This is a genomic window from Pseudoalteromonas phenolica, assembly GCF_001444405.1.
In the GTDB taxonomy this organism is placed as follows: Bacteria; Pseudomonadota; Gammaproteobacteria; order Enterobacterales; family Alteromonadaceae; genus Pseudoalteromonas; species Pseudoalteromonas phenolica.
Genome location: NZ_CP013187.1, coordinates 3,018,003 through 3,041,399, shown reverse-complemented (window position 1 = coordinate 3,041,399; position 23,397 = coordinate 3,018,003). Strand labels below are relative to the sequence as shown.

Sequence of the window (23,397 nt, the reverse complement as noted above, 5' to 3'; positions counted from 1 at the left end):
TAGCGTGTCTACAACCAATGTAATTTTAGTAATTGTCATCGTGATTTTGGTGGTACTGTTTTCTCGTGCGTCGCAAAAGAACAAAGCAGCTGCTGGAGAGAACCGCATTAAAGCAGCTGAGTTTTTGGCAGAAAATGCAAAAAAAGACACTGTGGTGACAACTGATTCTGGCTTACAGTACGAAGTGCTTACGCAGGGGGAGGGGGATGCAAAACCTTCTGCCACCAGTAAAGTAAAAGTACATTACCATGGCACACTTACTGATGGCACCGTATTTGATAGCTCAGTAGAGCGAAATAGCCCGATCAGCTTTGGCTTAAACCAAGTTATTCCAGGTTGGACTGAAGGTGTGCAGCTAATGACTGAAGGCAGTAAGTTCAAGTTTTATATCAGTCCTGACTTAGGTTACGGAGACCGCGCTGCAGGTAAAATTCCTGCCGGCTCATTGTTGATTTTTGAAGTTGAGCTTTTAAAAATAGAATCGTAAAGTGAGGGCGTGTTTATCTTTGATGTATGAATTTTGTTCAAATCAAAGGCTTTCAATACGCGAAATGAGCTACGTAGCATAATAGGTTATGTGAGTTGCGAATGACAAAGTAGTGGAAGCCTTTGGTTGAACTCTTCGAGCAGCGCGAGTTGAACATTTATTCAGCGTTATCGGCTGACTTACATAGAATAACTATGCTACGCAGCCTCTGCCTTGTCTAAATACCCAACTCACTGCTGCAAAAACAAACAGCAAAGGTCAACACGCCCTATTATTAATTTAGAAACATGAAAGGGGGCTAAGCCTCCTTTTTTATACATAATGTAAGGAGAGAATATGTATATGGGTCTTGTAATCACTACATTAATGGTACTTTTTGTTTATTTCAGAGCTAAGCATGTCAATGAAATAAAAGCGCATGTTGCCGAGACTTACCCAGAATTATTTGCACGTCTATCAAAAGATAAAATGAAAATAGGGGTTAATAATTTGTTTATGATCTCCCTAGAAGAGTCTCTGAAATTTGGCGAGCTAAGTAAAACACAGGATAAGCGTTTGCATCTATTAACAAAAAGAATGCGTGACTTTGATACGCGTTTTATGGCGATTTCAGTGATCGTTATGTTCGGTTATATCTTTTCTAGTCTAACTTCTATATAACGGAATGAAAATCTATCATGCACTACATACTTTAGTTACTGATCTAAAAGATAAATCTCATTTTTCATCATAAGAAAATGAGATTTATCTGTATTCATTGAGTCTTACTCTATCTAATACTCTACTCAAGAGCTTATTAATTAAGTTTTCCATCAATGTATCATTCACTCTCCATGGATACTTGAAAAGCCTTCAACTAATTTATCAAACGATTCATAATTTTCGGTTTATTTTATTTGCGATTTGTAGTGTTTAATTGCAGCTTTGTTTTGCTTTAGGTAGCTTTGAGCGGCTATTGATAAGAGAGAAATAAATGACCGAGCACAGCTTACCTAACCGTCGCATTTTGGCTATCGATGTTTTCCGTGGTTTGACGATCCTCACCATGGTATTTGTGAACGAACTTGCCGCAATCAAAAATATTCCTTCTTGGATGACGCATATGCCAGCCGATGCGAACGCCATGACATTTGTAGATTTAGTATTCCCAGCATTCTTATTTATTGTGGGCATGTCTATTCCATTTTCAACACAAGCAAAAACTGTAAAAGGGGCGAGCTCAAAACGTTTATTGATTGATTCAGCCTTCAGAGCGCTCGGATTAATCGTAATCGGCTTGTTTATGGTAAACACCATATATGGTTATGACGAAAGCAAAATGCTGATATCTATGCCGCTTTGGACTTTGTTGATGTACGCCTGTGTACTACTCATATGGAGTCACTATCCAAAACACCTTTCAAGTGTATTAGTCAAAGGCTGTAAATATTTAGGCATAATTGGTCTTATTGTGTTGGCATTTATTTATGACGGTCCTTATGGTGGTATGACACCTCAATGGTGGGGGATCTTAGGCTTAATTGGCTGGGCGTTTTTTTTCAGCGTGGCAGTTTATTTATTTACTAAACAAGATGTCATCAAATTGATTGCAGCCAGTCTTGCATTTGTCGCGTTATATTTTGTTATAGAACACTTAAGCGGTATTAACGGTGTGCTTGACCGACTTGTCGAAGATAACCGAAACCATACCCATGCGACGATAGTGTTAGCAGGTGTGGTGATGAGCTTAATTTTTTATCACGCTAAATTAATTGATAAAAAGTGGTTCAACTATTTTGCTTTTGTAGTTATTAGTGGCGCACTTACCTTGTTGAGCTGGTGGCATTGGCCAGTTTCTAAGATATGGGCAACGCCAAGTTGGGCATTCATGAGTATCTTCTTCTGTGCACTGATCTTTGGTGTTATTTATTACATCGTTGAGTTAAAGGCACAGACTGATTGGTGCAAGGTATTTGAACCAGCGGCAAATAACCCATTATTAATCTATATCTTGCCCTATATTTTAATTGCAGCGCTACAGTTGCTATCAATTCCAGCAAGGCCTGAGTTTATGAGCAGTGGCTTAATGGGGATTCTGTGGAGCCTAGGGTTTGCAGTGATGATGATGTTTGTTGTGACTGGCTTAAACAAGCTTGGTGTGAGATTAAAGCTTTAAAGCTCTAGCAAAGCCCTAACTCAAAGGCGGCTTATTAGCCGCCTTTATTATGTGATACTAACCTCTTAATTAAGGGATCTATTTTGAGGAATTGTATGATGTGCTTTAGAAAAAATTCCTTTCAAATTTGTTTGCTATGCTTGTTTTCAAACGTGGTAAAAAGACACAAATAGATAAAAGCCCGACCAAAATCCAGATAGGCAAATGGCCATATTTACTAAAAGGGCTCAACCCTTTAATCAGCTGTAAGTCAGTTTTGAGCACCGTCGCTTCAAACTGCGGTATTGTTTGCTCAGTTTGAGAGATGGGGTCATAGACGCCCGTAATACCGTTATTGGTCACGCGAACAAGCGGCCTTTGCAGTTCTAGGGCACGCATTCTTGCAATTTGCATATGCTGATGGGGGCCGTGAGAATCCCCAAACCAAGCGTCATTACTGACTGTAAAGAGAATATCAGATTGCTCTGTGAAGTTGTCGCGAACTAAATCGCTAAATACGATTTCGTAGCAAATAGCCGGCAGAATATGTAAGCCATTAGCTATGAGGTTGTTTTGTACGCGCTCACCACGAGAAAACGAGGACATAGCGAGGTTAAACAAAGGGGCTAACGGCCTGAGAATATCTTCAAATGGTACAAACTCACCAATAGGAAGAAGCTGATGCTTTTGATATCTGTTTGAATGCAAATAATTGTAGTGACCATCACTTGAGTCTGAGTATTTCTTACCTAACACAATAAGCGTGTTGTAGACTGCCTTGGTATCAAATTGATAATCAGGGATACCAGTGATAACTGCGGTATTGTTAAATGCGGCAGCTTTATCTAGCCCTTCTAAGAATGGTGCCGCTAAATCTTCTATTTCTGGAATAGCAGCTTCAGGCCAGACGACTAGGTCTGTGTCATGCCATTCAACCCGGGTCATATCTCGGTATTTTGACATGGTTGGCCAAAACTGTTCTGGCTCCCAACGCAAACTCTGTTGAATGTTACCTTGAACAAGTAAAGTTGAAATGCGCTTATCAGAGTGCGTAGTAGATACCGTGAAGTTACTCGTAAGGTATAAACACAGCAAAGCACCAAATGTATAAAGAGAAAAAGAAGCATGTTTTTCTTTAATACTGTAATAAATGCTACTAGCAATAAACACAGTCAATAAAGTTAAGCCAAACTCGCCAATTAAAGGCGCAAAGAGATTAAGTGGTGAATCAGTAAACGCATAACCAAAACTGAGCCATGGAAAGCCAGTTAGTAACTTGCCACGTAAAAATTCGGTAATAGCAAAGCCGACTATTAATAATGCGATCCTTTGCCACGCGCTTTGGCTAAACCTAGTTGCAAATGCAAAAGCCAGCGCAGGGTAAATTGCTAAATAGGCACAGAGCAAACCCATCAGTAACAAAGAAACTGGTAAAGGTAATCCACCAAACTGAGCTATAGAGACATGCACCCAGCTTATACCAAGTGCAAACCAGCCAAAACCAAAAGCAAAGCCATATTTGGCTGCGCTTCGGGCAGACTGTTTATCGGTTACATAACAAGCCGCAACGAGTGCAAAAATAGCAATGGGCCATAGGCTAAATGGCGCATAGCTAAAAGTCATGGCAAGGCCTGCAAAAAATGCAAGCCAAGCATGTTTGTTAGAAAAGAGGGAAAACAGCTTACTCAACGTGATCTTCGGTAGTTTCAGTCTTTGGTACTGTTACTTGAAGTTGAATAATACGACGATTATCAGAGTTAGTGACTTTAAACTGTAGCGGTTCGATGTCGATTGTTTCACCACGACTCGGCATATGACCAAAGGCATGAAGTATAATACCGCCAATGGTATCGGCTTCTTGTGTATCGTAATCAGTATTAAAAAACGAATTAAATTCATCAAGAGGCGTTAAAGCTTGTACAGTGAATACATGCTTTGACAACTGACGAATATCGTCGTGCTCTTCATCGTCATCATGCTCGTCTTCGATTTCGCCAACGATGGTTTCTAAAATGTCTTCGATGGTTACTAAACCTGATACGCCGCCATACTCATCGATAACAATAGCCATATGGTAACGCTTTTGGCGAAACTCATTTAGCAAGGTGTCAACACGCTTACTCTCTGGTACCACAATAGCTGGGCGAAGATATTCTCTTAATGCAGGTAGGGCATCAGATTTATCCAAAATCAGCGGCAGTAAGTCTTTAGCCAGTAAAATACCTTCAACATGGTCTTTGTCTTCACAGATCACAGGAAAGCGAGAGTGTGATGACTCAACCATAATCGGTAGTTGATGCTCTAGAGACTCATCTACATCTAAAGTAATCATTTGAGAGCGAGGGATCATGATATCGCGAACTTTAAGTTCAGAGACGCTTAATACGCCTTCCATCATGTCTTTGGTCTCAGGGTCGATGAGTGCACGCTCTTGCGCATCAGCGATGACTTCAACCAGCTCTTCTTTATTTTGGGGTTCTCCTTGCAGCATCTGGGTAATGCGTCCTAGCCAGCTTTTGCCAGCAGAACCCTGACTACTTTGCGAGTTATCGTCGCTCATTTCTTTTTATATCTCCAATTAAATAAAATTCTGTTAGTCGAATTTAGTAAGCATCATCGCGATAAGGATCGTCTATGCCCAATTCGGCTAATAATGTTTTTTCGATGCCTTCCATCTCAACGGCGTCTTGTTCATTTATATGGTCAAATCCAAGTAAATGCAAGCAACCATGAATTGTCATATGAGCAAAGTGCTCATGAAAGCTTTTTTCTTGCTCTATAGACTCTGCTTTCACAACTTGTGGGCAAATAATTAAGTCGCCAACAAGAGGAAGTTCAATGCCTGGAGGCGCATCAAATGGAAAAGATAGCACATTAGTTGGCTTGTCTTTGCCACGATACTGGCTGTTAAGCTCTTGGCTTTCAGCTTCATCAGCAATACGAATCGTTAATTCTGCATGTTCACGATACGCAGATAGGGCTTTGTCAGCCCATAATTCAAACTGTTCATGTGAAGGTAAATCTTCAAACTCACAGGCAATTTGTAAATCTAATTCAACGCTCATGTTCGTTACTCAGCTTGATTCGCTTTAGCTTCTTTACGAAGGCGTTCTTTTTCGGCCTTTTCTTTTCGCTCAGATTCTTCTTTCTTCTCGTATGCTTCAACAATACGTGCCACAACTGGGTGGCGAACAACATCATGTGACTTGAAGAAATTAAATGAAATCTCATCGACATCACTCAGTACTTCAATAGCATGACGAAGACCAGAGCGCGCACCACGAGGTAAATCAACTTGCGTAATGTCACCTGTGATCACCGCTTTTGAATTAAAGCCGATACGCGTTAAGAACATTTTCATTTGTTCTGTGGTGGTGTTTTGGCTTTCATCCAGAATGATAAAGGCATCATTAAGCGTTCGACCACGCATATAGGCAAGCGGCGCAACTTCTATGACATTTTTTTCTATTAAGCGTTCAACTTTTTCAAAACCAAGCATTTCAAACAATGCGTCATAGAGTGGACGCAGGTATGGGTCGATTTTTTGTGTTAAATCGCCAGGTAAGAAACCAAGTTTTTCACCTGCTTCAACCGCAGGGCGAGTTAATAAGATGCGTCGAATTTCTTGACGTTCTAGTGCATCTACAGCAGCGGCAACTGCAAGGTAGGTTTTACCAGTACCAGCAGGACCAATACCAAAACTGATATCATGACGAAGAATATTAGCCACATACTGACTTTGATTCGGATTGCGAGGCTTAATCACACCACGGCGGGTTTTAATATAAACCTCTTCGTTCCATACACTCGGTACATCTTGCTCTAGACAATTTGCTTCAGTGATCGCTAAGTGCACGTTATCAGGTTCAATTTCATTTACTTCGCCACGAACAGGCAGAGTATCAATGTATAAACCTTTTACGATATCGGTTGCGGCTTTAGCTTGAACAGGTTGTCCAGTCACTTTAAACCAGTTGTCTCTGTGTGTGATTTCAACCCCTAGGCGACGTTCTATTTGTTTTAAATTCTCGTCAAAAGGGCCGCAAAGTGATGAAAGGCGAACGTTGTCGGCGGGCTCTAAATAAAACTCAATATTCTTTAGTTGACTGCTCAAAATTGCTTCCTGTAACAACCGCGCCAGCAAAAGTGCTGGCGCAATCTGTATTTAACTAAGGTGTAAAGGTTGCAACACCTAACTCATCGGCTTCGGGTTCCGACGGCGCACGATTTAAAATATCGGCAGGTGCAACATCTTTCCTTAAATTCATTTCTGATTCTGTACGAATTAGCTCACCACGTAAAGAGTTAGGTAAAGCTTCGGTAATACGTACATCAACGAACTGACCGATCACTGAATGAGGACCTTCAAAGTTCACAACACGGTTGTTTTCGGTACGACCGCGCAATTCCATTGGGTTTTTCTTCGATGGACCTTCAACCAAAATACGCTGCTCAGTATCAAACATCTTACGACTGATGTCTTGAGACATCTGGTTGATACGGTTTTGAAGAATGTATAGACGCTCTTTCTTCTCTTGTTCAGAAACATCATCAGGCAAATCTGCCGCAGGGGTACCTGGGCGCGCTGAATAGATAAAGCTGAAGCTCATATCAAAACCAATGTCATTGATCAGATTCATTGTTGCTTCAAAGTCAGCACTCGTTTCACCCGGGAAACCAATGATGAAGTCAGAAGACATTGACAGGTTAGGGCGGATCTTACGAAGCTTACGAATGGTTGATTTGTATTCTAAGGCTGTGTGACCACGTTTCATAAGATTAAGAACACGGTCAGAGCCACTTTGTACCGGTAAGTGTAAGTGGTCTACCAGCTCTGGTACATCCGCGTACGCTTCAATAATGTCAGGCGTGAATTCAACTGGGTGAGATGTGGTGTATCGAATACGGTCAATACCATCAATGGCAGCAACGTAACGAAGTAGATCTGAGAAGTAACAGATTTCACCGTCGTGCATTTCACCGCGGAATGCATTTACGTTTTGGCCAAGTAGGTTAACTTCACGTACACCTTGCTCAGCAAGCTGTGCAACTTCTAGTAATACGTCATCTAACGGACGACTTACTTCTTCACCACGAGTGTAAGGTACAACACAGAAAGTACAGTATTTAGAACAGCCTTCCATAATAGAAACGAATGCCGTAGGGCCTTCCGCTTTAGGCTCAGGTAGACGGTCAAACTTTTCAATTTCAGGGAATGAAATATCAACAACTGCACCTTGCTTGCTTTGTACTTGCTTGATCATCTCAGGTAAACGGTGCAATGTTTGCGGGCCGAATACGATATCAACAAACGGTGCGCGTTGACGAATCGTGTCGCCTTCTTGCGATGCTACACAACCACCCACACCAATAACTAGATCTGGGTTGTCATCTTTTAATAGCTTCCAACGACCCAGTTGATGGAACACTTTTTCTTGTGCTTTTTCACGAATTGAACAGGTGTTGAGTAAGATAACATCAGCTTGTTCAGCTTCTTCGGTTACTTCATAACCATTGGTTGCATCTAACAGGTCAGCCATCTTCTGCGAGTCGTACTCGTTCATCTGACAACCCCAGGTTTTAATATGCAATTTTTTACTCATTGAAATATTGCCTCGTTTTCAATTCGGACTCTGATTTAGGCCACTTGCTTAGACCTAAAAAGTATACGCACAACTTAAAGGACGCGTATTTTATATGACCAAGCACATCTAGCCAAGTATAGTTTTTAACTTTGCAAAGCGTGATCAAATTGAAACGTATTTTGCGCATTACAGTCAGACAAATTAGTATTGCTTGCGGTACAATGCTGGCATTGTTTTTAAGAGGCAAAATAGATGAAAAACAAGGTGGTTATAGTCGGTGGCGGCATGGTCGGTGCAGCTACAGCAATTAAGTTAGCAAAACAGGGCGCATCGGTAACAATTTTAGAGCAACAATGTATCGACCCTCATGCTGTGCTTACGAGTGAAAAAATTGATATTCGAATTTCTGCCATCAACCGCTTTTCAGAAGCTTTACTTGATGAGTTAGGTGCAATGCCTTTACTCAGAGAAAATAGAATTGCCCCTTATACCCAACTAGAAGCCTATGAGTCTGTACAAAACTCATTGTTATTTGATAGTGAAGAAGTGGGCACGAGTCACCTTGGTCACCTTATTGAGAACAGCTTAACACAAGCCAGTTTATGGGCGCAGTTTGAGCAATGGCAAATACAAGTTGAGCAAGTTGATGGTTTACCAATGAGCATAACGCAATCTGATGATACCGTTACACTGCACTATAAAAACAAAACTTATACCGCTGATTTACTTGTTGCCGCTGATGGTGGTCGCTCACAGGTAAGACATTTAGTTGGAATAGGTGTTACAGGCTGGCAATATCAACAAAGTTGTATGGGTGTACTAATCAAAATTGATGCTCCGCAGCAAACAAAAACATGGCAGCAATTTAAACAGACTGGCCCAATTGCGTTTCTGCCTATGCACGCACCGTATGCCAATTTAATTTGGTATCACGATAGCGCTGAGCTTGCTCGATTGAAACAATTATCGAATGAGCAATTAAAAGCTGAAATTCAGTCAAACTTCTTTGCGTTGCCTGGCGATTTTAGTGTTGAAGAAAAGGCGGTATTTCCGCTTTCTAGGCAACATGCTAATACTTATTCACAAGGTAGAGTTGTACTTGTGGGAGATGCAGCCCACACGATTAACCCATTGGCAGGACAGGGAGTTAACCTAGGCTTTAAAGACGTCGCTGCACTAGCCGAAGCATTAGAATCGACAGACGATTTCGGTTGCCCTTTAGCTTTGCATAAATATGAGAAAAAACGTCGTTTAGATAATTTGGCGATGATGAGCATGATGGATGCGTGTTACTTTGGTTTCTCGAATGATATAAAACCATTAAAGCATCTTCGCAATTTAGCATTAAAAGTGGCTGACAATGCAGGTGTGCTAAAGAAACAAGTGTTAAAGCATGCCATGGGCGGTGATTTTTAAGCTGTAAATTTCTTTGATTGAAGCGGACTAAGGTTCGCTTTTTTTATGCGTGTAAAAAATATGCGAGAAAAAAGGTATAAAACATAAATTGGGAAATTATTGATGATTTATTTAAAGGGTAGGATAACTAGATTATTTTAGAAAACATGGTGCGGAAGGAGAGACTTGAACTCTCACATCCGAAGATACTGGAACCTAAATCCAGCGCGTCTACCAATTCCGCCACTTCCGCAATGTTTTTTCTCGTAAGAGATTGGCTGGAGTACCAGGATTTGAACCTGGGAATGGCGGGATCAAAACCCGCTGCCTTACCGCTTGGCGATACTCCAACATCAAGGATAAGATAAGTTATTTTCGTTCAAACTTACAAGAACATGGTGCGGAAGGAGAGACTTGAACTCTCACATCCGAAGATACTGGAACCTAAATCCAGCGCGTCTACCAATTCCGCCACTTCCGCAATATTATCTGGAGTATTTTGGAACCTAAATCCAGCGTCTATTTCAAGACATCTGCCAATTCCTCAACTTCAGAAAAGTTGGCTGGAGTACCAGGATTTGAACCTGGGAATGGCGGGATCAAAACCCGCTGCCTTACCGCTTGGCGATACTCCAACTAAAGGTAGTTTGATTATTTTAGTTCTAATCAAGAACATGGTGCGGAAGGAGAGACTTGAACTCTCACATCCGAAGATACTGGAACCTAAATCCAGCGCGTCTACCAATTCCGCCACTTCCGCAATGTTGGCTGGAGTACCAGGATTTGAACCTGGGAATGGCGGGATCAAAACCCGCTGCCTTACCGCTTGGCGATACTCCAACTAAAGGTAGTAAAAGCTTTTTTAGTTCAAGCTTTAAGAACATGGTGCGGAAGGAGAGACTTGAACTCTCACATCCGAAGATACTGGAACCTAAATCCAGCGCGTCTACCAATTCCGCCACTTCCGCATATTTTCTTTAGAAGAAAATGGTGGCTATGCCCTGATTTGAACAGGGGACCCCATCATTATGAGTGATGTGCTCTAACCAGCTGAGCTACATAGCCATTTGGCTGGAGTACCAGGATTTGAACCTGGGAATGGCGGGATCAAAACCCGCTGCCTTACCGCTTGGCGATACTCCAACTAAGGTAGTTGATTGTTTTAGTTCTAATCGAGAACATGGTGCGGAAGGAGAGACTTGAACTCTCACATCCGAAGATACTGGAACCTAAATCCAGCGCGTCTACCAATTCCGCCACTTCCGCACTACAGGGTAGTTAGTTTTATAGTTGCTAATCAACTCTAAAAAGCATGGTGGCTATGCCCTGATTTGAACAGGGGACCCCATCATTATGAGTGATGTGCTCTAACCAGCTGAGCTACATAGCCATCTCTTTTTAGTGTGTCACCATCGCTGGTGCGGGGCGTATTATGCTGATATGCTCCAAACTCGTCAACACCTTTTTTGCAAAAAAGTTGTCATTAAAGTTCTTTTGCAGATTAATTGCGCGAAATGGCTGAATATGAACCATAAAAAGATAAAAACTTAGCTGTTTTTAGGAAACAAAAAAGGAGACATCAAGTCTCCTTTTCAAAACACTCAGTTAAAATGATTAAACGTTGAACAGGAAGTTCATTACGTCACCATCTTTAACAATGTATTCTTTACCTTCTTGGCGCATTTTACCTGCGTCTTTCGCACCGCTTTCGCCTTTGAATTCGATATAATCGTCAAAACCAATTGTCTGCGCACGAATAAAGCCACGCTCGAAGTCTGTGTGGATCTTACCTGCAGCTTGTGGTGCTGTTGCACCTACAGGGATAGTCCATGCACGTACTTCTTTTACACCAGCAGTGAAGTAAGTCTGCAATTTAAGTAGCTCGTAACCACCACGGATCACAAGGTTAAGACCTGGTTCTTCAAGACCAAGATCAGCCATAAACTCTAACTTATCTTCTTCTTCTAGCTCTGAAAGCTCAGATTCAATTGCAGCACACACTGGGATCACAACAGCATCTTCGTTTGCAGCAATCTCACGAACTTGCTCTAAGAATGGGTTATTTTCAAAACCATCCTCAGTAACGTTCGCAATATACATGGTTGGCTTAATTGTTAAGAAGTTGAGCGGCTTAATAGCAGCGAGTTCTTCTTTACTAAGCTCTAAAGAACGCAGTGTTAAGCCTTCATCTAAATGGGCTTTCACTTTTTCTAGTACTTCGTTCTGGAATTTTGCTTCTTTATCGCCGCCTTTCGCTTTTTTAGCATTACGTTGAGCAGCGCGATCCGCAGCTTCCATGTCTGCTAAAACAAGTTCTGTGTTGATAACGTCAATATCATCAGCCGGATTTACTTGGCCAGATACGTGTACAATGTTTTCATCTTCAAAACAACGAACAACATGACCAATGGCATCTGTTTCACGAATATTAGCAAGGAATTGGTTGCCTAAACCTTCACCTTTTGACGCGCCTTTTACAAGACCTGCAATATCAACGAACTCCATGGTTGTTGCGATTGTTTTTTGAGGATTAACAATCTCAGCCAGTTGGTCTAAACGGGGATCTGGCACGGCAACAACGCCTGTGTTTGGTTCGATTGTACAAAACGGAAAGTTTGCGGCTTCAATTCCCGCTTTAGTTAATGCATTAAATAGGGTTGATTTACCAACGTTAGGTAAACCTACAATGCCACATTTAAAACCCATAATTTTGAACCTTCAGTTAATCAAATTGTTGCCGTAAGCGATCTTACGGCTTAAATGAATGTAGTCTGTTTTGTGCTTTTAACACACCGTCTTTTGCTAAAATTTCCATACAGCGAACAGCTTCATCAACCACAGCGTCGATTTTTTCTTGGTCAGCTTGAGGTGCTTTACCTAAAACCCAGCCTGTTACTTTATCTCTGTGACCAGGGTGACCAATACCAACACGTAAACGCATAAATTCTTTGTTATTGCCCATTTTAGCAATAATGTCTTTCAAGCCATTGTGACCACCGTGACCACCGCCTTTTTTAATTTTGGCGATCCCCGGTTCCATGTCCATTTCGTCATGGGCAACTAAAATATTTTCAGCTGGGATTTTATAAAAATTAGCAAGGCTTGATACCGCTTTACCACTTAAATTCATATAAGTTGTAGGAATAAGCAGTTTGAATTCTTGGTTGTTGATTATGACTTTGCCAGTAAGGCCGTGATGCTTTGAGTCAGGTTTGAGGATGCAATTGTAGCGTTTTGCCAGTTCTTCGATGAACCACGCACCGGCATTATGACGGGTTTGAGCATATTCGGGGCCTGGATTAGCCAGGCCCACAAGCATTTGAATAGTATTCAAGGTGCTAACACCTTAGAAATTATTCTGCAGCTTCTTCAGCTTCTTCAGAAGCAGCGCCTTTAGGAGCGTTTACAGTAACAACTGCTTGGTCGTGGTCTGCACCTTTAGCTAGTTCTACTGAAACAACACCTGCAGGTAGAGCTACATCAGAAAGGTGTACAGTTGCACCAACTTCGATTGCAGCTACGTCTACTTCTACGAACTCAGGAAGTTGAGCTGGTAAACAAGTGATTTCGATTTCAGTTACGTGGTGAGCGATAGTGTTACCACCTTTCGCAGCAGCTTCTTCGTTGATGAAGTGTACAGGAACCTTAGTGTGGATCTTGTGAGCAGCGTCAACACGTTGGAAGTCTAAGTGAGTTACTTTAGGCTTGAACGGGTGACGTTGGATGTCTTTAAGGATCGCTTCAACAGACTCACCACCGATGTTTAGTGTAAGGATGTGAGTGTAGAAACCTTCATCTTCTTGTGCTTTGATTACTTTGTTGTGGTCAAGCGTTAAAGCAACTGCATCTTTACCAGCACCGTAAAGGATCGCTGGTACTTTATCAGCGTGACGTAGGCGGCGGCTCGCACCAGTACCTAAAACTTCACGTACTTCTGCTTCTAAAGTGTATAATTCGTTAGACATGGATGTCTCCAAAATAAAAGTTAAATTAATGATTAGAGGACTCGCGACCAAATCCTCTACCTTAAAAAGGCGCGCTACTATACCACCGCTGGATGGTAAATTAAACAAAAAAAGCACCCGAAGGTGCTTTTTGTTAAAGTGGGCGTTGTTTAGTGTGTAAACATTGCCGAGATTGACTCTTCGTTGCTGATGCGGCGAATTGTTTCAGCCAGCATGTCTGCAAGGGTCAATACTTTAATTTTATCGATTGAACGAAGCTCATCACTTAACGTGATTGAGTCAGTTACGATAACTTCATCAATAACAGAGTTGCGAAGGTTTTCTGCCGCAGCACCAGAAAGTACAGGGTGCGTTGCATAAGCAAATACGCGTTTAGCGCCATGCTCTTTAAGTGCTTCTGCTGCTTTACATAACGTACCACCTGTGTCGATCATGTCGTCAACGATGATACAGTCACGGCCTTCTACATCACCAATGATGTGCATAACTTGAGATACGTTTGCTTTCGGACGACGTTTGTCGATGATAGCAAGATCAGTATCATTTAGTAATTTTGCAATTGCACGAGCACGTACAACACCACCAATGTCTGGAGATACAACCACAACATCATCAAATTCACGAGACTTCATGTCGTCAAGTAGTACAGGGCTACCAAACACGTTGTCTACAGGCACATCGAAGAAACCTTGAATTTGTTCTGCGTGCAGGTCTACAGTCAATACGCGGTCAACACCAACGCTTGAAAGGAAGTCTGCTACTACTTTAGCTGTGATTGGTACACGAGCTGAGCGAACACGACGGTCTTGACGGGCATAACCGAAGTAAGGGATAACAGCTGTAATACGACCTGCTGATGCACGACGCAAAGCGTCAACCATCACGATTAGTTCCATTAAGTTGTCGTTTGTAGGGGCACAGGTTGATTGAATAATGAAAACATCCGATCCACGTACGTTTTCATTGATTTGAACACTGATCTCGCCGTCACTAAAACGACCAACAACAGCATCACCTAACTCGATGAATAAACGTTTCGCAATTTTTTGAGCTAACTCAGGCGTTGCGTTACCAGCGAAGAGCTTCATGTCAGGCACGGTAGGGTTCCTCAGGCACTGAAATTTTTTGGACTAACATGCTATGACGTTGTCAAAACAGGCTAACTTAAACAATTTTACTTCTACTCTTTAAGCCATGACGCTAACTGGCGATGGGCCAGTGATACAGCATGGCTTGGGGCGATAAACCCTTGCCAAGCATTGGGTAATTCAGAGAGTACACGCCGTGCGCTTTGCTCAGAGTCTAGCTCGACAAAACAACACGCTCCCGTCCCAGTCATTCTTGACGGCCCGTATTTTAGCAACCACTGCAGGGTCTTTTCAACCTCGGGGTAGAGCTTTTTAACCAGAGCTTCACAATCGTTGCTTGTATTTTGTATGTACCACTGGCTTGTTAATTTAGGGGTATTTCTTGGTAAATCAGGGTGTGTAAAGATTTTTGCAGTACTGATATGAACATTTGGAAACACCACACAGTACCATTTATGTTCAATCTCAACTGTGTCGAGTTTTTCACCGACTCCTTGGGCGATTGCGGTTTTACCATTGATGAATACAGGTACATCGGCACCCAGAGTTAAGCCAATTTCAGCTAAAATTTGTAGGTCTAAGTGACATTGCCATAATGAATTTAACGCCAATAAAGTAGTTGCAGCATCGGATGAACCACCACCAACACCACCGCCCATAGGCAAGCATTTTTTTAAACTAATCGTCACGCCTTGATTTTTTTGCTTATATGGTAATAAGGCTTGAGCCGCTTTAAAGATTAGATTGTCTTCGGTTTTAATGTCATTGGTATCACCAATAATACTAATTTGGTCATCATCCGTTAAGTTGAACTCTAATTCATCGCCAAAATCTAAAAAGGTAAACAGACTCTCTAATTCATGATAGCCATCTTCACGTTGATTATTGATATGTAAAAACAGATTAAGTTTTGCTGGAGCCGTAAGAGTTAAGTTATTCATTATTAAACTGCCATGAATTAAGTTGAATCTTTATTCTTAATTTATCTTGTGAAAGTGAAATACGTTTTGGGACCCAAAAGTCATCAACCCTTTGATAACTTTGATAGTTGATAAACCATGTTTTACCTTGTTCATCTGTCCACTTTGCAGACTTAAGGCGTGATTGAGGGTCGTACTGGTTATTATCACTACGAATCGCACCGGTTAGCCAAAGTGGTGCTTTTTCAAAAGGTAATTGAAAACCACTCAAGCGAGCAATCAGTTCACTGCTGCTTTGATCAATATATTGCTCATCTTGATAGGCCATTTCACTGTGATTTTCATGCTCGACTAGCTCAAGTAATTGCGTGCCGATAAAACTAGATAAAATAAGGTGTTGACGACCACTTTTAAGCTGCCAATTGAAATTGACTGACTGTCTGTCATTAGGTGCAATAAATGCGACTTTACCACTGGCTTTCCAGTTTTTTTGTGCCTCTAATTGCGACCGCCAATCAGTTTGGGGTGCGTCCTGCTCTGTTATTCGTTGGGCACAGCCACTGATAAATAAAAAAAACATGAGCAAAATCAAATGAATTTGTTTCAAATGTTGTTCCTTCCTTTCCATATTTGCAGGATGTTTGATAAAATTCTCGGCTTTCTAGCAGGGCTCGAGCAATTTATTGGTAGCTATGACCATTATCGCACTTGGTATTAATCACAAAACAGCATCAGTTGAATTACGCGAAAAAGTGGCGTTCTCACCTGAGCAATTATCAAACGCATTGTCGCAATTGGCGAGCTCTGAGCAGTTTAAAGAGACCGTGATTGTCTCGACCTGTAACCGAACTGAGTTGTATTGTAGCCTTGAGCATAGCAATTCCCAAGCGCTTCTCAAATGGTTAGCTGATTTTCACTGTATCGACACTGAACAACTTGAAGATAATGTCTACATTCACCAAAACCAAGACGCCATAAATCATTTAATGCGCGTGGCTTGTGGTTTAGATTCTTTAGTGCTGGGTGAGCCACAGATACTTGGACAAATCAAACAGTCTTATAACAGTGCAAAACAGCATGACTGTGTGTTACCTACTTTCGAGCGTTTATTTCAAAAAACCTTTTCAGTTGCAAAGCAAGTAAGAACTGAGACCGATATTGGTGCCAGTGCTGTATCTGTCGCTTACGCAGCAGTAAATTTAGCAAAGCATATCTATGGTCAACTAGATAAAACCAAAGTGCTATTAATCGGTGCTGGTGAGACTATCGAATTGGTAGCCAGACACTTATATCAACAGCACCCAAAAGCCATCACGGTTGCCAATAGAACGATTGAGCGTGCTAAAAATTTAGCTGAAGAGGTTGAAGCTGATGTAATTTCATTGGCTCAGTTGCCTGAAAAACTGCATGACGCAGATATTGTTATCAGTTCAACCGCTAGTACTTTGCCGATTATAGGCAAAGGTATGGTTGAGCAAGCTCTTAAGCAACGACGCTATAAGCCTATGTTGTTTGTTGATATTGCCGTGCCGCGAGATATTGAAAGTCAGGTTGGGGAGCTGGATGCCGCCTACCTTTATTCGGTGGACGACTTACAAGCTATCGTTAATGAAAACATGGCAAGCCGTGAGCAAGCGGCAGAACAAGCACAAGAAATCATTCTGCAAAAAACCCATGAATTTGCAAAGTGGCAACGTTCACAAGGGTCGATTGATGTTATTCGACAGTATCGAGACTCGGCGCAAGAAGTAAAAACAGAATTAGTAGAAAAGGCTGTAAATCAGCTACAATCAGGCAAATCAGCCGAAAAAGTGTTGCTTGAACTGGCTAACAAGCTCACGAATCGTTTAACTCACGCACCAACACGGGCAATACAAGCCGCGGCGCAAGAGGGTGATATCGATAAATTGGCGGTGCTTAAACAAACATTAGGAATCGAGCAGGAAAAGTAAATTAATGAAAGAGTCTGTATATCGTAAATTAGAGACCTTAGCCGAGCGCTATGAAGAAGTGCAAGCGATGCTAAGTGATCCAGAAGTTATTGGCGATCAAAATCGTTTCCGTGCCTTATCAAAAGAATACTCAGAACTTGAAGACGTAGTTAAAGCGTTTGCTTCTTACCAGCAAGCCCAAGACGATGTGGCGACAGCTGAAGAAATGCTGAAGGACTCAGATCCTGATATGCGTGAGATGGCGCAAGAAGAATACAAAGAAGCAAAAGCAGCCATTGTAGCACTTGAAGATGAGCTACAAATTCTGATGCTGCCAAAAGATCCGAAAGATAACAACAATGTTTATCTTGAAGTACGTGCGGGTACAGGTGGTGACGAAGCGGCAATTTTCGCTGGTGATTTATTCCGCATGTACAGCCGTTACGCGGAAACTCAAAAGTGGAAAGTTGAAGTTGTTAGTACCAATGAAGGTGAACATGGTGGCTATAAAGAAGTCATCGCGCACATTAGTGGTGAAGGCGTTTACGGTAAATTGAAGTTCGAATCAGGTGCGCACCGTGTTCAACGTGTGCCTGAAACTGAATCTCAAGGCCGTGTTCACACGTCAGCATGTACGGTAGCTGTGATGGCTGAAATCCCTGAAGCCGAAGCGATTCAAATTAACCCAGCTGATTTAAAAGTAGATACCTTCCGTGCATCGGGCGCCGGTGGTCAGCACGTTAACAAAACGGATTCTGCAATTCGTATCACACACATTCCGACAGGTGTGGTTGTTGAATGTCAGGATGAACGTTCTCAGCACAAAAACCGTGCTAAAGCGCTTTCTGTTCTAGGTGCTCGCCTACAGCAAGCTGAAGACGAGAAACGTCAAGCAGCTGAGGCATCTGAACGTCGTAACCTTGTAGGTAGTGGTGACCGTTCAGAGCGTATTCGTACTTATAACTACCCGCAAGGTCGTATTACCGATCACCGCATTAACCTAACACTGTACCGTCTGAATGAGATTGTTGCTGGTGAACTGGGTGCCGTGATAGATCCATTATTACTTGAACACCAAGCTGACTTATTAGCAGCAATGGGTGACGAGTAATCGTGGCAAACCTAACAGTCGCCCAAGCAATCGCTTGGGCAACCCAAACTCTTCGAAATACCTCTGACTCACCTAAACTAGACGCTGAAGTATTACTACTTTATGTGCTTGATAAACCCAAAAGCTATTTATTTACTTGGCCTGAAGCTGAGCTTACTGATGTGCAATTGGGTTCATTTGAGAAGCTGATCGCAGAACGAGAAACAGGCCACCCTGTCGCTCATTTAGTCGGTGTGCGCGAGTTTTGGAGTTTAGAGCTCGAAGTTAATAACTCGACGTTAATTCCAAGACCTGATACCGAGACCCTAGTTGAAAAAGCGCTTAGTTTAGATTTGCCTACCAATGCAAAAATGCTTGATTTGGGGACTGGCACCGGCGCCATTGCACTATCGCTGGCATCAGAGCAGTCTAATTGGCAGGTCACTGCGGTCGATTATTCTGAGCAAGCCGTTGCGCTTGCGAAGCGAAATCAACAAAAACTCGCCTTGAATAATGTCACTATTATGCAAAGCGATTGGTTCAGTGCAGTACCAAATCAACAATTTGATCTTATTGTCAGTAATCCGCCGTATATTGATGAATTTGATGAGCATTTAAGCCAAGGTGATGTGCGTTTTGAACCAAAAAGTGCATTAGTTGCACCAGATAATGGTATGGCTGATATTAAGCTAATCATTGAGCAAGCGCGGCAATATCTGGCACCGAACGGATATTTGCTGATTGAGCATGGTTATCAACAAGCGCTGTTATTACAAGAGTTTTTTGCACAAATGGCGTATAGCAATATACTTACTATAAAAGATATGGCAGGCTGTGATCGAGTAACCATGGCCCAATGGCAAGGCAAGCGATAGTAGAGCCCTGTGTATTAATAGGACCCCGCGTATGGATGATTTTTTGTTTTCAGATGAGCCGAACGATGTTGTTGAGCCCGATAGCAATGGTGTTTGGAAGGTAATTGTTGTCGATGATGAACCTGAAGTTCATGCGGTAACTAAACTTGCATTAAGTGATTTTGAGTTTCAAAAGAAGCGTTTAGAGTTTATCAGTGCATACTCAGGTGAAGAAGCGCGCAAGGTGATCCAAGCGCACCCAGATGCAGCGATTGTGTTACTTGATGTGGTGATGGAAACTGACGATGCAGGTTTACAAGTTGCTAAGTTCATTCGAGAAACTGCTAAAAACAACCATATTCGAATTATTTTAAGAACGGGTCAGCCAGGGCAAGCGCCAGAAAGGCAGGTTATTGTTAATTATGATATCAATGACTACAAATCAAAGACTGAGCTGACAGCACAAAAGCTATTTACAGTTGTGATGTCGAGTCTGCGCTCTTATCGCGACATATTAGCCATTGAGCAATCTCGCCAAGGCTTAGAGAAGATTATTTGTGCTTCTCGAGATATTTTTTCTACACATTCCTTAGATCATTTTATTAAAGGTGTGGTTCAGCAGTTGACCTCACTATTAGGCACAGTTGATGAAGCGATTTATGCGACTTCATTAGTTGCTAGCAATGATTCAACGCACAATGCTGATCAACTGGTTGTATTTACTGGACGTGGCGAGTTTGAATCTTGTGAAGGTAAACCGATCACAGAAGTACTAACTCAAGAGCAACTTCAAGCTTGTTCAACCGCCTTACAAGAAAAAAGCATAGTCTACAAAGACAATTATTTATTCGCATACTGCACCAGTGAGTTTAATCATAGCTCAATGTTATTTGTGTCTGGTATTCCTGATTTTCTAACCGACACACAAAAACATTTAATTGAAATTTTTTCGCAAAATGTGCAATTAGCTTATGAGAATGTGCAACTGCAGGCTGAGGTTGAAGACACCCAGCAAGAGTTAGTTTACAGATTGAGTGAAGCGCTAGAACAACGCTCTACCGAAACAGGCAATCATGTAAAACGTGTTGCGCACATATGTTTTGCTCTCGCTGAGGGGTACGGGCTTTCAAGACGTGATGCAGAATTAGTGCGTATGGCTTCGCCACTTCATGATGTGGGTAAGGTTGGTATTCCAGATGCAATTTTAAACAAGCCAGATAAGCTTGAAGAGCAAGAGTGGCAAGTCATGCAAACACATGCTGAAAAGGGTTATGAAATCTTAAAAGATTCACGCCGTGAAATTGTGAATGCAGGGGCGATTATTGCTAAAGATCATCATGAAAAGTGGGATGGTTCTGGCTACCCCGCTGGCAAGCAAGGTGAAAGCATTCATATTTATGGTCGAATCGTTGCACTTGCCGATGTTTATGATGCACTTCGACATAAACGTTGTTATAAGCCTGCTTGGGAACTAGAACAAGTTGTAGCAGAAATTAATAGTCAAAAAGGCAAGCATTTTGATCCTAAGCTTGTAGATGTGTTCAATAGTATTATTGACGATTTAGAAGCGATTTTAGTGAAATATCCAGATAAGCCGAGTAATTAATAAAATGGAATATATTGCAATCAAACATACTCATGTCATGTTCGCACTGATGAGTATCATTTTGTTCTACACCAGAACTGTATCTCGTTTTATGTCGGGAAAACTAGCAAGTAATAAGCTTGTTTTTGTTGGCAGCCACATTATAGACACTTTGTTGTTAGTTTCTGCCATAGCACTATTAGTTGTTGCGAGTATGAATCCGTTACAACAACCTTGGCTTACTGAAAAAATTATTTTAGTGATTGCTTATATTGGTTTAGGGTTTGTCGTGGCTAAATCAACACAGTTTAAAACTCAAGTTATCGCCCTCACTGCAGCCACTATCTCACTACTACTGATTGGCTATTTAGCGGGAAGTAAAGCATCATTCTTACTTTAAGTTTCTTTGAGTAGGTTTTGCCTACTCAAACTCTCCTCATTTCTATGCGATATAACTCTTTCTAAATCAATTAACAAAAAACTACTTCTATAAGGCGCTACATTAATTCCTATAAAAAATGTTAGACTAGCCGATTAATAAGTAAGAGTAATAATTAAGGTCGTTGGTATTTATGACTGATATCTGGTTCGATGAACAAGACAGTAGTGCAGACTACATACCACAGCATACATTATTTAGATGCATCGACGCTGAGCGTCAGTGGGATGCACAAATAGATCTTGAAGAGAGTTACTGCCAGCTTGCAGAACTTGAATTGGCAGTTGACCAATTGTGTCATGAGCACACAGAAACACATACTTTGATCGACGCGATTTTAGATGCATTTTATACTCGTTGGTTATTCAGCGGTAGTAACCAAAGCGAAGTGGAATACAAGTTAAATAGTGTTAATTATGTCCTAAAAATGCGCACTGGCAACGCTACTTCTCTTGCAATAATTTTAACGCATTTACTGCAACGAGCTCAGTTTGATGTGAATATGGCGTTTCATCAGGGTGATATTATGGTTCACATCGCTTTAAGCGCTGAAGAAGGCTATATTGTAGAGCCATGTGGCGGTAATCAATCTTGGTATATAAATCCAGAAAACGACAATAAAGAAGAGGAGCCTTATGAGCTGCTGCTTGGAGATGAGGCGTTTAAGCTATATCTTGCTCAGCAGAAATGGGCTTTTATCACTGCAGATAAGTTTGGTCACGCTTTAAGTTGTGTTGAACAATTGATGGAGATATTGGGCGATGATCCATATGAGCGCCGCGATAGAGGATATCTTCTTAATCAAATAAACTGCCCTAAATTAGCTAAAGCTGATTTACAGTTTTTTGTTGATGAATGTCCTGATGACCCGACAATTGAGATTATTCAGCACCAAATCGAAGAATTACAAGACTACAATCATGTAGTGCACTAATAAAAAGTCAGGCTAGTAAGGTTTTAAAGTATGCCTTACTGCCTCCTACATAGACACCAATTAGGTGCCTATGATTTAAAGAATTAGGAAAATTATGAATACGCAAATTGTAAAAGTTGCAGATATTGAAGTCGCGAACGATAAACCGTTTGTATTGTTTGGTGGTATGAATGTGCTGGAGTCACGTGATTTAGCAATGAAAATTGCTGAACACTATGTAGAAGTAACCAGCAAGCTAAATATCCCTTATGTATTTAAGGCATCTTTTGATAAAGCAAACCGCTCTTCAATTAATTCTTACCGTGGTCCAGGCATGGAAGAAGGTCTGAAAATTTTCGAAGAGATTAAAAATACCTTCAATGTCCCTGTGATCACAGATGTGCACGAACCATTTCAAGCAGCTCCAGTTGCTGAAGTGGCTGATATTATCCAACTTCCAGCGTTTTTAGCGCGTCAAACGGATTTAGTGGTGGCGATGGCAAAAACTGGCGCTGTGATTAATGTGAAAAAACCGCAATTTTTAGCGCCACATGAAATGCGTCATATCATCAAGAAGCTGAATGATGCGGGCAACGACCAAGTTATTTTATGTGAGCGTGGTAGTAGTTTTGGTTACAACAACTTAGTGGTTGATATGCTGGGCATGGATGACATGAAGCACATGGCACCAGTAATGTTCGATGCAACACACGCGTTACAGCGCCCTGGTGGTCGCTCTGACTCTGCAGATGGTCGTCGTGCTCAAGCAACCGAGCTAGCACGCAGTGGTATGGCGTTGGGCCTAGCTGGTTTATTTATTGAAGCGCATCCAAATCCAAACGAAGCAAAGTGTGACGGTCCTTGTGCATTGCCACTGGCTAAGTTAGAAGGCTACTTAAAGCAGATGAAAGCGGTGGACGATTTAGTGAAAAGCTTCGAACCACTAGATACAAGCGCAGCCGACTTATAATAAATATAAAAGAGCAGCAAATTTGCTGCTCTTTAGTTTGG

At 41.6% G+C, this 23,397-nt stretch carries 22 protein-coding genes and 11 tRNA genes; 11 read left to right on the top strand and 22 right to left on the bottom strand.

Translation table 11 applies throughout. The features are described 5' to 3' along the window. Positions 1–4 precede the first annotated feature (4 nt). The 3 genes from PP2015_RS13565 (at position 5) to PP2015_RS13555 (ending at position 2,642) form a co-directional block, all read left to right on the top strand. On the top strand, positions 5–487 hold the full coding sequence (locus PP2015_RS13565) for an FKBP-type peptidyl-prolyl cis-trans isomerase (RefSeq protein ID WP_058030820.1): 483 nt from the start codon (positions 5–7) through the stop codon (positions 485–487). A gap of 336 nt (positions 488–823) precedes the next feature. Then, positions 824–1,147 (top strand): hypothetical protein, encoded by a 324-nt coding sequence (locus tag PP2015_RS13560; RefSeq protein WP_058030819.1) that lies wholly within the window; start codon positions 824–826, stop codon positions 1,145–1,147. Between the two features lie 313 nt (positions 1,148–1,460). Further along, positions 1,461–2,642: a DUF5009 domain-containing protein gene (locus tag PP2015_RS13555; protein ID WP_058030818.1), complete on the top strand. Its 1,182-nt coding sequence runs from the start codon at positions 1,461–1,463 to the stop codon at positions 2,640–2,642. Positions 2,643–2,747: 105 nt separating this feature from the next. Here the strand turns inward: PP2015_RS13555 and lnt are convergent, their stop codons facing one another. Genes lnt through miaB form a run of 5 tightly spaced genes read right to left on the bottom strand, consistent with a single transcriptional unit; the run spans position 2,748 to position 8,224 of the window. After that, a complete protein-coding gene (gene lnt / locus PP2015_RS13550) occupies positions 2,748–4,244 on the bottom strand; it encodes an apolipoprotein N-acyltransferase (RefSeq protein WP_083496651.1) in 1,497 nt (498 codons plus the stop codon). Positions 4,245–4,302: 58 nt separating this feature from the next. Then, complete coding sequence (corC, locus tag PP2015_RS13545) at positions 4,303–5,181, bottom strand: CNNM family magnesium/cobalt transport protein CorC (RefSeq protein ID WP_058030816.1); 879 nt, start codon at positions 5,179–5,181, stop codon at positions 4,303–4,305. Between the two features lie 43 nt (positions 5,182–5,224). Then, positions 5,225–5,686, bottom strand: coding sequence for an rRNA maturation RNase YbeY (ybeY, locus tag PP2015_RS13540; protein WP_058030815.1), 462 nt, complete (start codon positions 5,684–5,686; stop codon positions 5,225–5,227). Positions 5,687–5,691: 5 nt separating this feature from the next. Then, a complete protein-coding gene (locus PP2015_RS13535) occupies positions 5,692–6,735 on the bottom strand; it encodes a PhoH family protein (protein ID WP_058030814.1) in 1,044 nt (347 codons plus the stop codon). Between the two features lie 55 nt (positions 6,736–6,790). After that, positions 6,791–8,224, bottom strand: a complete 1,434-nt coding sequence (gene miaB / locus PP2015_RS13530) for a tRNA (N6-isopentenyl adenosine(37)-C2)-methylthiotransferase MiaB (protein WP_058030813.1) — start codon at positions 8,222–8,224, stop codon at positions 6,791–6,793. Between the two features lie 234 nt (positions 8,225–8,458). On the opposite strand from miaB, the gene PP2015_RS13525 reads away from it, so the two are divergent. Beyond that, positions 8,459–9,622: an FAD-dependent oxidoreductase gene (locus tag PP2015_RS13525; protein ID WP_058030812.1), complete on the top strand. Its 1,164-nt coding sequence runs from the start codon at positions 8,459–8,461 to the stop codon at positions 9,620–9,622. Positions 9,623–9,769: 147 nt separating this feature from the next. On the opposite strand, the gene PP2015_RS13520 is transcribed toward PP2015_RS13525, so the two are convergent. From PP2015_RS13520 to lolB, 17 genes are all read right to left on the bottom strand, one after another. Next, positions 9,770–9,854 (bottom strand) — tRNA-Leu (locus tag PP2015_RS13520). A 22-nt stretch (positions 9,855–9,876) separates the two neighbouring features. Further along, positions 9,877–9,951: transfer RNA gene (locus PP2015_RS13515), tRNA-Gln, on the bottom strand. A 46-nt stretch (positions 9,952–9,997) separates the two neighbouring features. Continuing rightward, positions 9,998–10,082, bottom strand: a tRNA-Leu gene (locus tag PP2015_RS13510). A gap of 79 nt (positions 10,083–10,161) precedes the next feature. Further along, positions 10,162–10,236 (bottom strand) — tRNA-Gln (locus PP2015_RS13505). Between the two features lie 40 nt (positions 10,237–10,276). Continuing rightward, positions 10,277–10,361: transfer RNA gene (locus tag PP2015_RS13500), tRNA-Leu, on the bottom strand. A gap of 5 nt (positions 10,362–10,366) precedes the next feature. Beyond that, a tRNA-Gln gene (locus PP2015_RS13495) sits at positions 10,367–10,441 on the bottom strand. Between the two features lie 43 nt (positions 10,442–10,484). Further along, positions 10,485–10,569, bottom strand: a tRNA-Leu gene (locus tag PP2015_RS13490). Between the two features lie 20 nt (positions 10,570–10,589). Further along, positions 10,590–10,666 (bottom strand) — tRNA-Met (locus PP2015_RS13485). Positions 10,667–10,669: 3 nt separating this feature from the next. Further along, positions 10,670–10,744, bottom strand: a tRNA-Gln gene (locus PP2015_RS13480). 38 nt (positions 10,745–10,782) lie between these two features. Continuing rightward, a tRNA-Leu gene (locus PP2015_RS13475) sits at positions 10,783–10,867 on the bottom strand. 47 nt (positions 10,868–10,914) lie between these two features. Further along, a tRNA-Met gene (locus tag PP2015_RS13470) sits at positions 10,915–10,991 on the bottom strand. A gap of 224 nt (positions 10,992–11,215) precedes the next feature. Then, positions 11,216–12,307, bottom strand: coding sequence for a redox-regulated ATPase YchF (gene ychF / locus PP2015_RS13465; protein ID WP_058030811.1), 1,092 nt, complete (start codon positions 12,305–12,307; stop codon positions 11,216–11,218). Positions 12,308–12,350: 43 nt separating this feature from the next. After that, positions 12,351–12,935, bottom strand: coding sequence for an aminoacyl-tRNA hydrolase (gene pth / locus PP2015_RS13460; protein ID WP_058030810.1), 585 nt, complete (start codon positions 12,933–12,935; stop codon positions 12,351–12,353). Between the two features lie 19 nt (positions 12,936–12,954). Next, positions 12,955–13,566 carry a 50S ribosomal protein L25/general stress protein Ctc gene (locus PP2015_RS13455; protein ID WP_058030809.1) on the bottom strand — a complete coding sequence of 204 codons (612 nt, stop codon included), beginning with the start codon at positions 13,564–13,566 and terminating at the stop codon, positions 12,955–12,957. 149 nt (positions 13,567–13,715) lie between these two features. After that, the gene (locus PP2015_RS13450) at positions 13,716–14,663 is read right to left on the bottom strand and encodes a ribose-phosphate pyrophosphokinase (protein ID WP_058030808.1); all 948 of its coding nucleotides are present in this window, start codon (positions 14,661–14,663) and stop codon (positions 13,716–13,718) included. Positions 14,664–14,746: 83 nt separating this feature from the next. Continuing rightward, positions 14,747–15,595: a 4-(cytidine 5'-diphospho)-2-C-methyl-D-erythritol kinase gene (gene ispE / locus PP2015_RS13445; protein ID WP_058030807.1), complete on the bottom strand. Its 849-nt coding sequence runs from the start codon at positions 15,593–15,595 to the stop codon at positions 14,747–14,749. Further along, positions 15,588–16,181, bottom strand: coding sequence for a lipoprotein insertase outer membrane protein LolB (lolB, locus tag PP2015_RS13440; protein WP_169792727.1), 594 nt, complete (start codon positions 16,179–16,181; stop codon positions 15,588–15,590). The genes ispE and lolB overlap by 8 nt, the downstream gene beginning before the upstream one ends. An 85-nt stretch (positions 16,182–16,266) precedes the next feature. On the opposite strand from lolB, the gene hemA reads away from it, so the two are divergent. The 7 genes from hemA to kdsA all read left to right on the top strand — a co-directional run bounded on the left by hemA (position 16,267) and on the right by kdsA (position 23,356). Further along, complete coding sequence (gene hemA / locus PP2015_RS13435; protein WP_058030805.1) at positions 16,267–17,526, top strand: glutamyl-tRNA reductase; 1,260 nt, start codon at positions 16,267–16,269, stop codon at positions 17,524–17,526. 4 nt (positions 17,527–17,530) lie between these two features. Further along, the gene (gene prfA / locus PP2015_RS13430) at positions 17,531–18,616 is read left to right on the top strand and encodes a peptide chain release factor 1 (RefSeq protein WP_058030804.1); all 1,086 of its coding nucleotides are present in this window, start codon (positions 17,531–17,533) and stop codon (positions 18,614–18,616) included. A gap of 2 nt (positions 18,617–18,618) precedes the next feature. Then, positions 18,619–19,470: a peptide chain release factor N(5)-glutamine methyltransferase gene (gene prmC, locus PP2015_RS13425; RefSeq protein ID WP_058030803.1), complete on the top strand. Its 852-nt coding sequence runs from the start codon at positions 18,619–18,621 to the stop codon at positions 19,468–19,470. Positions 19,471–19,501: 31 nt separating this feature from the next. After that, positions 19,502–21,055: a DUF3369 domain-containing protein gene (locus PP2015_RS13420; protein ID WP_058030802.1), complete on the top strand. Its 1,554-nt coding sequence runs from the start codon at positions 19,502–19,504 to the stop codon at positions 21,053–21,055. 4 nt (positions 21,056–21,059) lie between these two features. Next, a complete protein-coding gene (locus PP2015_RS13415; protein WP_058030801.1) occupies positions 21,060–21,434 on the top strand; it encodes a SirB2 family protein in 375 nt (124 codons plus the stop codon). 172 nt (positions 21,435–21,606) lie between these two features. Continuing rightward, a complete protein-coding gene (locus PP2015_RS13410) occupies positions 21,607–22,407 on the top strand; it encodes a tetratricopeptide repeat protein (protein ID WP_058030800.1) in 801 nt (266 codons plus the stop codon). Positions 22,408–22,501: 94 nt separating this feature from the next. After that, a complete protein-coding gene (kdsA, locus tag PP2015_RS13405; RefSeq protein WP_058030799.1) occupies positions 22,502–23,356 on the top strand; it encodes a 3-deoxy-8-phosphooctulonate synthase in 855 nt (284 codons plus the stop codon). Positions 23,357–23,397 lie beyond the last annotated feature (41 nt).

What these genes read in the sequence shown, in the direction of transcription:
- PP2015_RS13555 (WP_058030818.1), top strand. Translation starts at nt 1,461, where the DNA reads ATGACCGAGCACAGCTTACCTAACCGTCGCATTTTGGCTATCGATGTT.
- PP2015_RS13415 (WP_058030801.1), top strand. Translation starts at nt 21,060, where the DNA reads ATGGAATATATTGCAATCAAACATACTCATGTCATGTTCGCACTGATG.
- lnt (WP_083496651.1), bottom strand. Translation starts at nt 4,244, where the DNA reads ATGACTTTTAGCTATGCGCCATTTAGCCTATGGCCCATTGCTATTTTT.
- hemA (WP_058030805.1), top strand. Translation starts at nt 16,267, where the DNA reads ATGACCATTATCGCACTTGGTATTAATCACAAAACAGCATCAGTTGAA.
- kdsA (WP_058030799.1), top strand. Translation starts at nt 22,502, where the DNA reads ATGAATACGCAAATTGTAAAAGTTGCAGATATTGAAGTCGCGAACGAT.
- ybeY (WP_058030815.1), bottom strand. Translation starts at nt 5,686, where the DNA reads ATGAGCGTTGAATTAGATTTACAAATTGCCTGTGAGTTTGAAGATTTA.
- prfA (WP_058030804.1), top strand. Translation starts at nt 17,531, where the DNA reads ATGAAAGAGTCTGTATATCGTAAATTAGAGACCTTAGCCGAGCGCTAT.
- ispE (WP_058030807.1), bottom strand. Translation starts at nt 15,595, where the DNA reads ATGAATAACTTAACTCTTACGGCTCCAGCAAAACTTAATCTGTTTTTA.
- corC (WP_058030816.1), bottom strand. Translation starts at nt 5,181, where the DNA reads ATGAGCGACGATAACTCGCAAAGTAGTCAGGGTTCTGCTGGCAAAAGC.
- PP2015_RS13420 (WP_058030802.1), top strand. Translation starts at nt 19,502, where the DNA reads ATGGATGATTTTTTGTTTTCAGATGAGCCGAACGATGTTGTTGAGCCC.
- ychF (WP_058030811.1), bottom strand. Translation starts at nt 12,307, where the DNA reads ATGGGTTTTAAATGTGGCATTGTAGGTTTACCTAACGTTGGTAAATCA.
- PP2015_RS13410 (WP_058030800.1), top strand. Translation starts at nt 21,607, where the DNA reads ATGACTGATATCTGGTTCGATGAACAAGACAGTAGTGCAGACTACATA.
- PP2015_RS13525 (WP_058030812.1), top strand. Translation starts at nt 8,459, where the DNA reads ATGAAAAACAAGGTGGTTATAGTCGGTGGCGGCATGGTCGGTGCAGCT.
- PP2015_RS13455 (WP_058030809.1), bottom strand. Translation starts at nt 13,566, where the DNA reads ATGTCTAACGAATTATACACTTTAGAAGCAGAAGTACGTGAAGTTTTA.
- miaB (WP_058030813.1), bottom strand. Translation starts at nt 8,224, where the DNA reads ATGAGTAAAAAATTGCATATTAAAACCTGGGGTTGTCAGATGAACGAG.
- PP2015_RS13560 (WP_058030819.1), top strand. Translation starts at nt 824, where the DNA reads ATGTATATGGGTCTTGTAATCACTACATTAATGGTACTTTTTGTTTAT.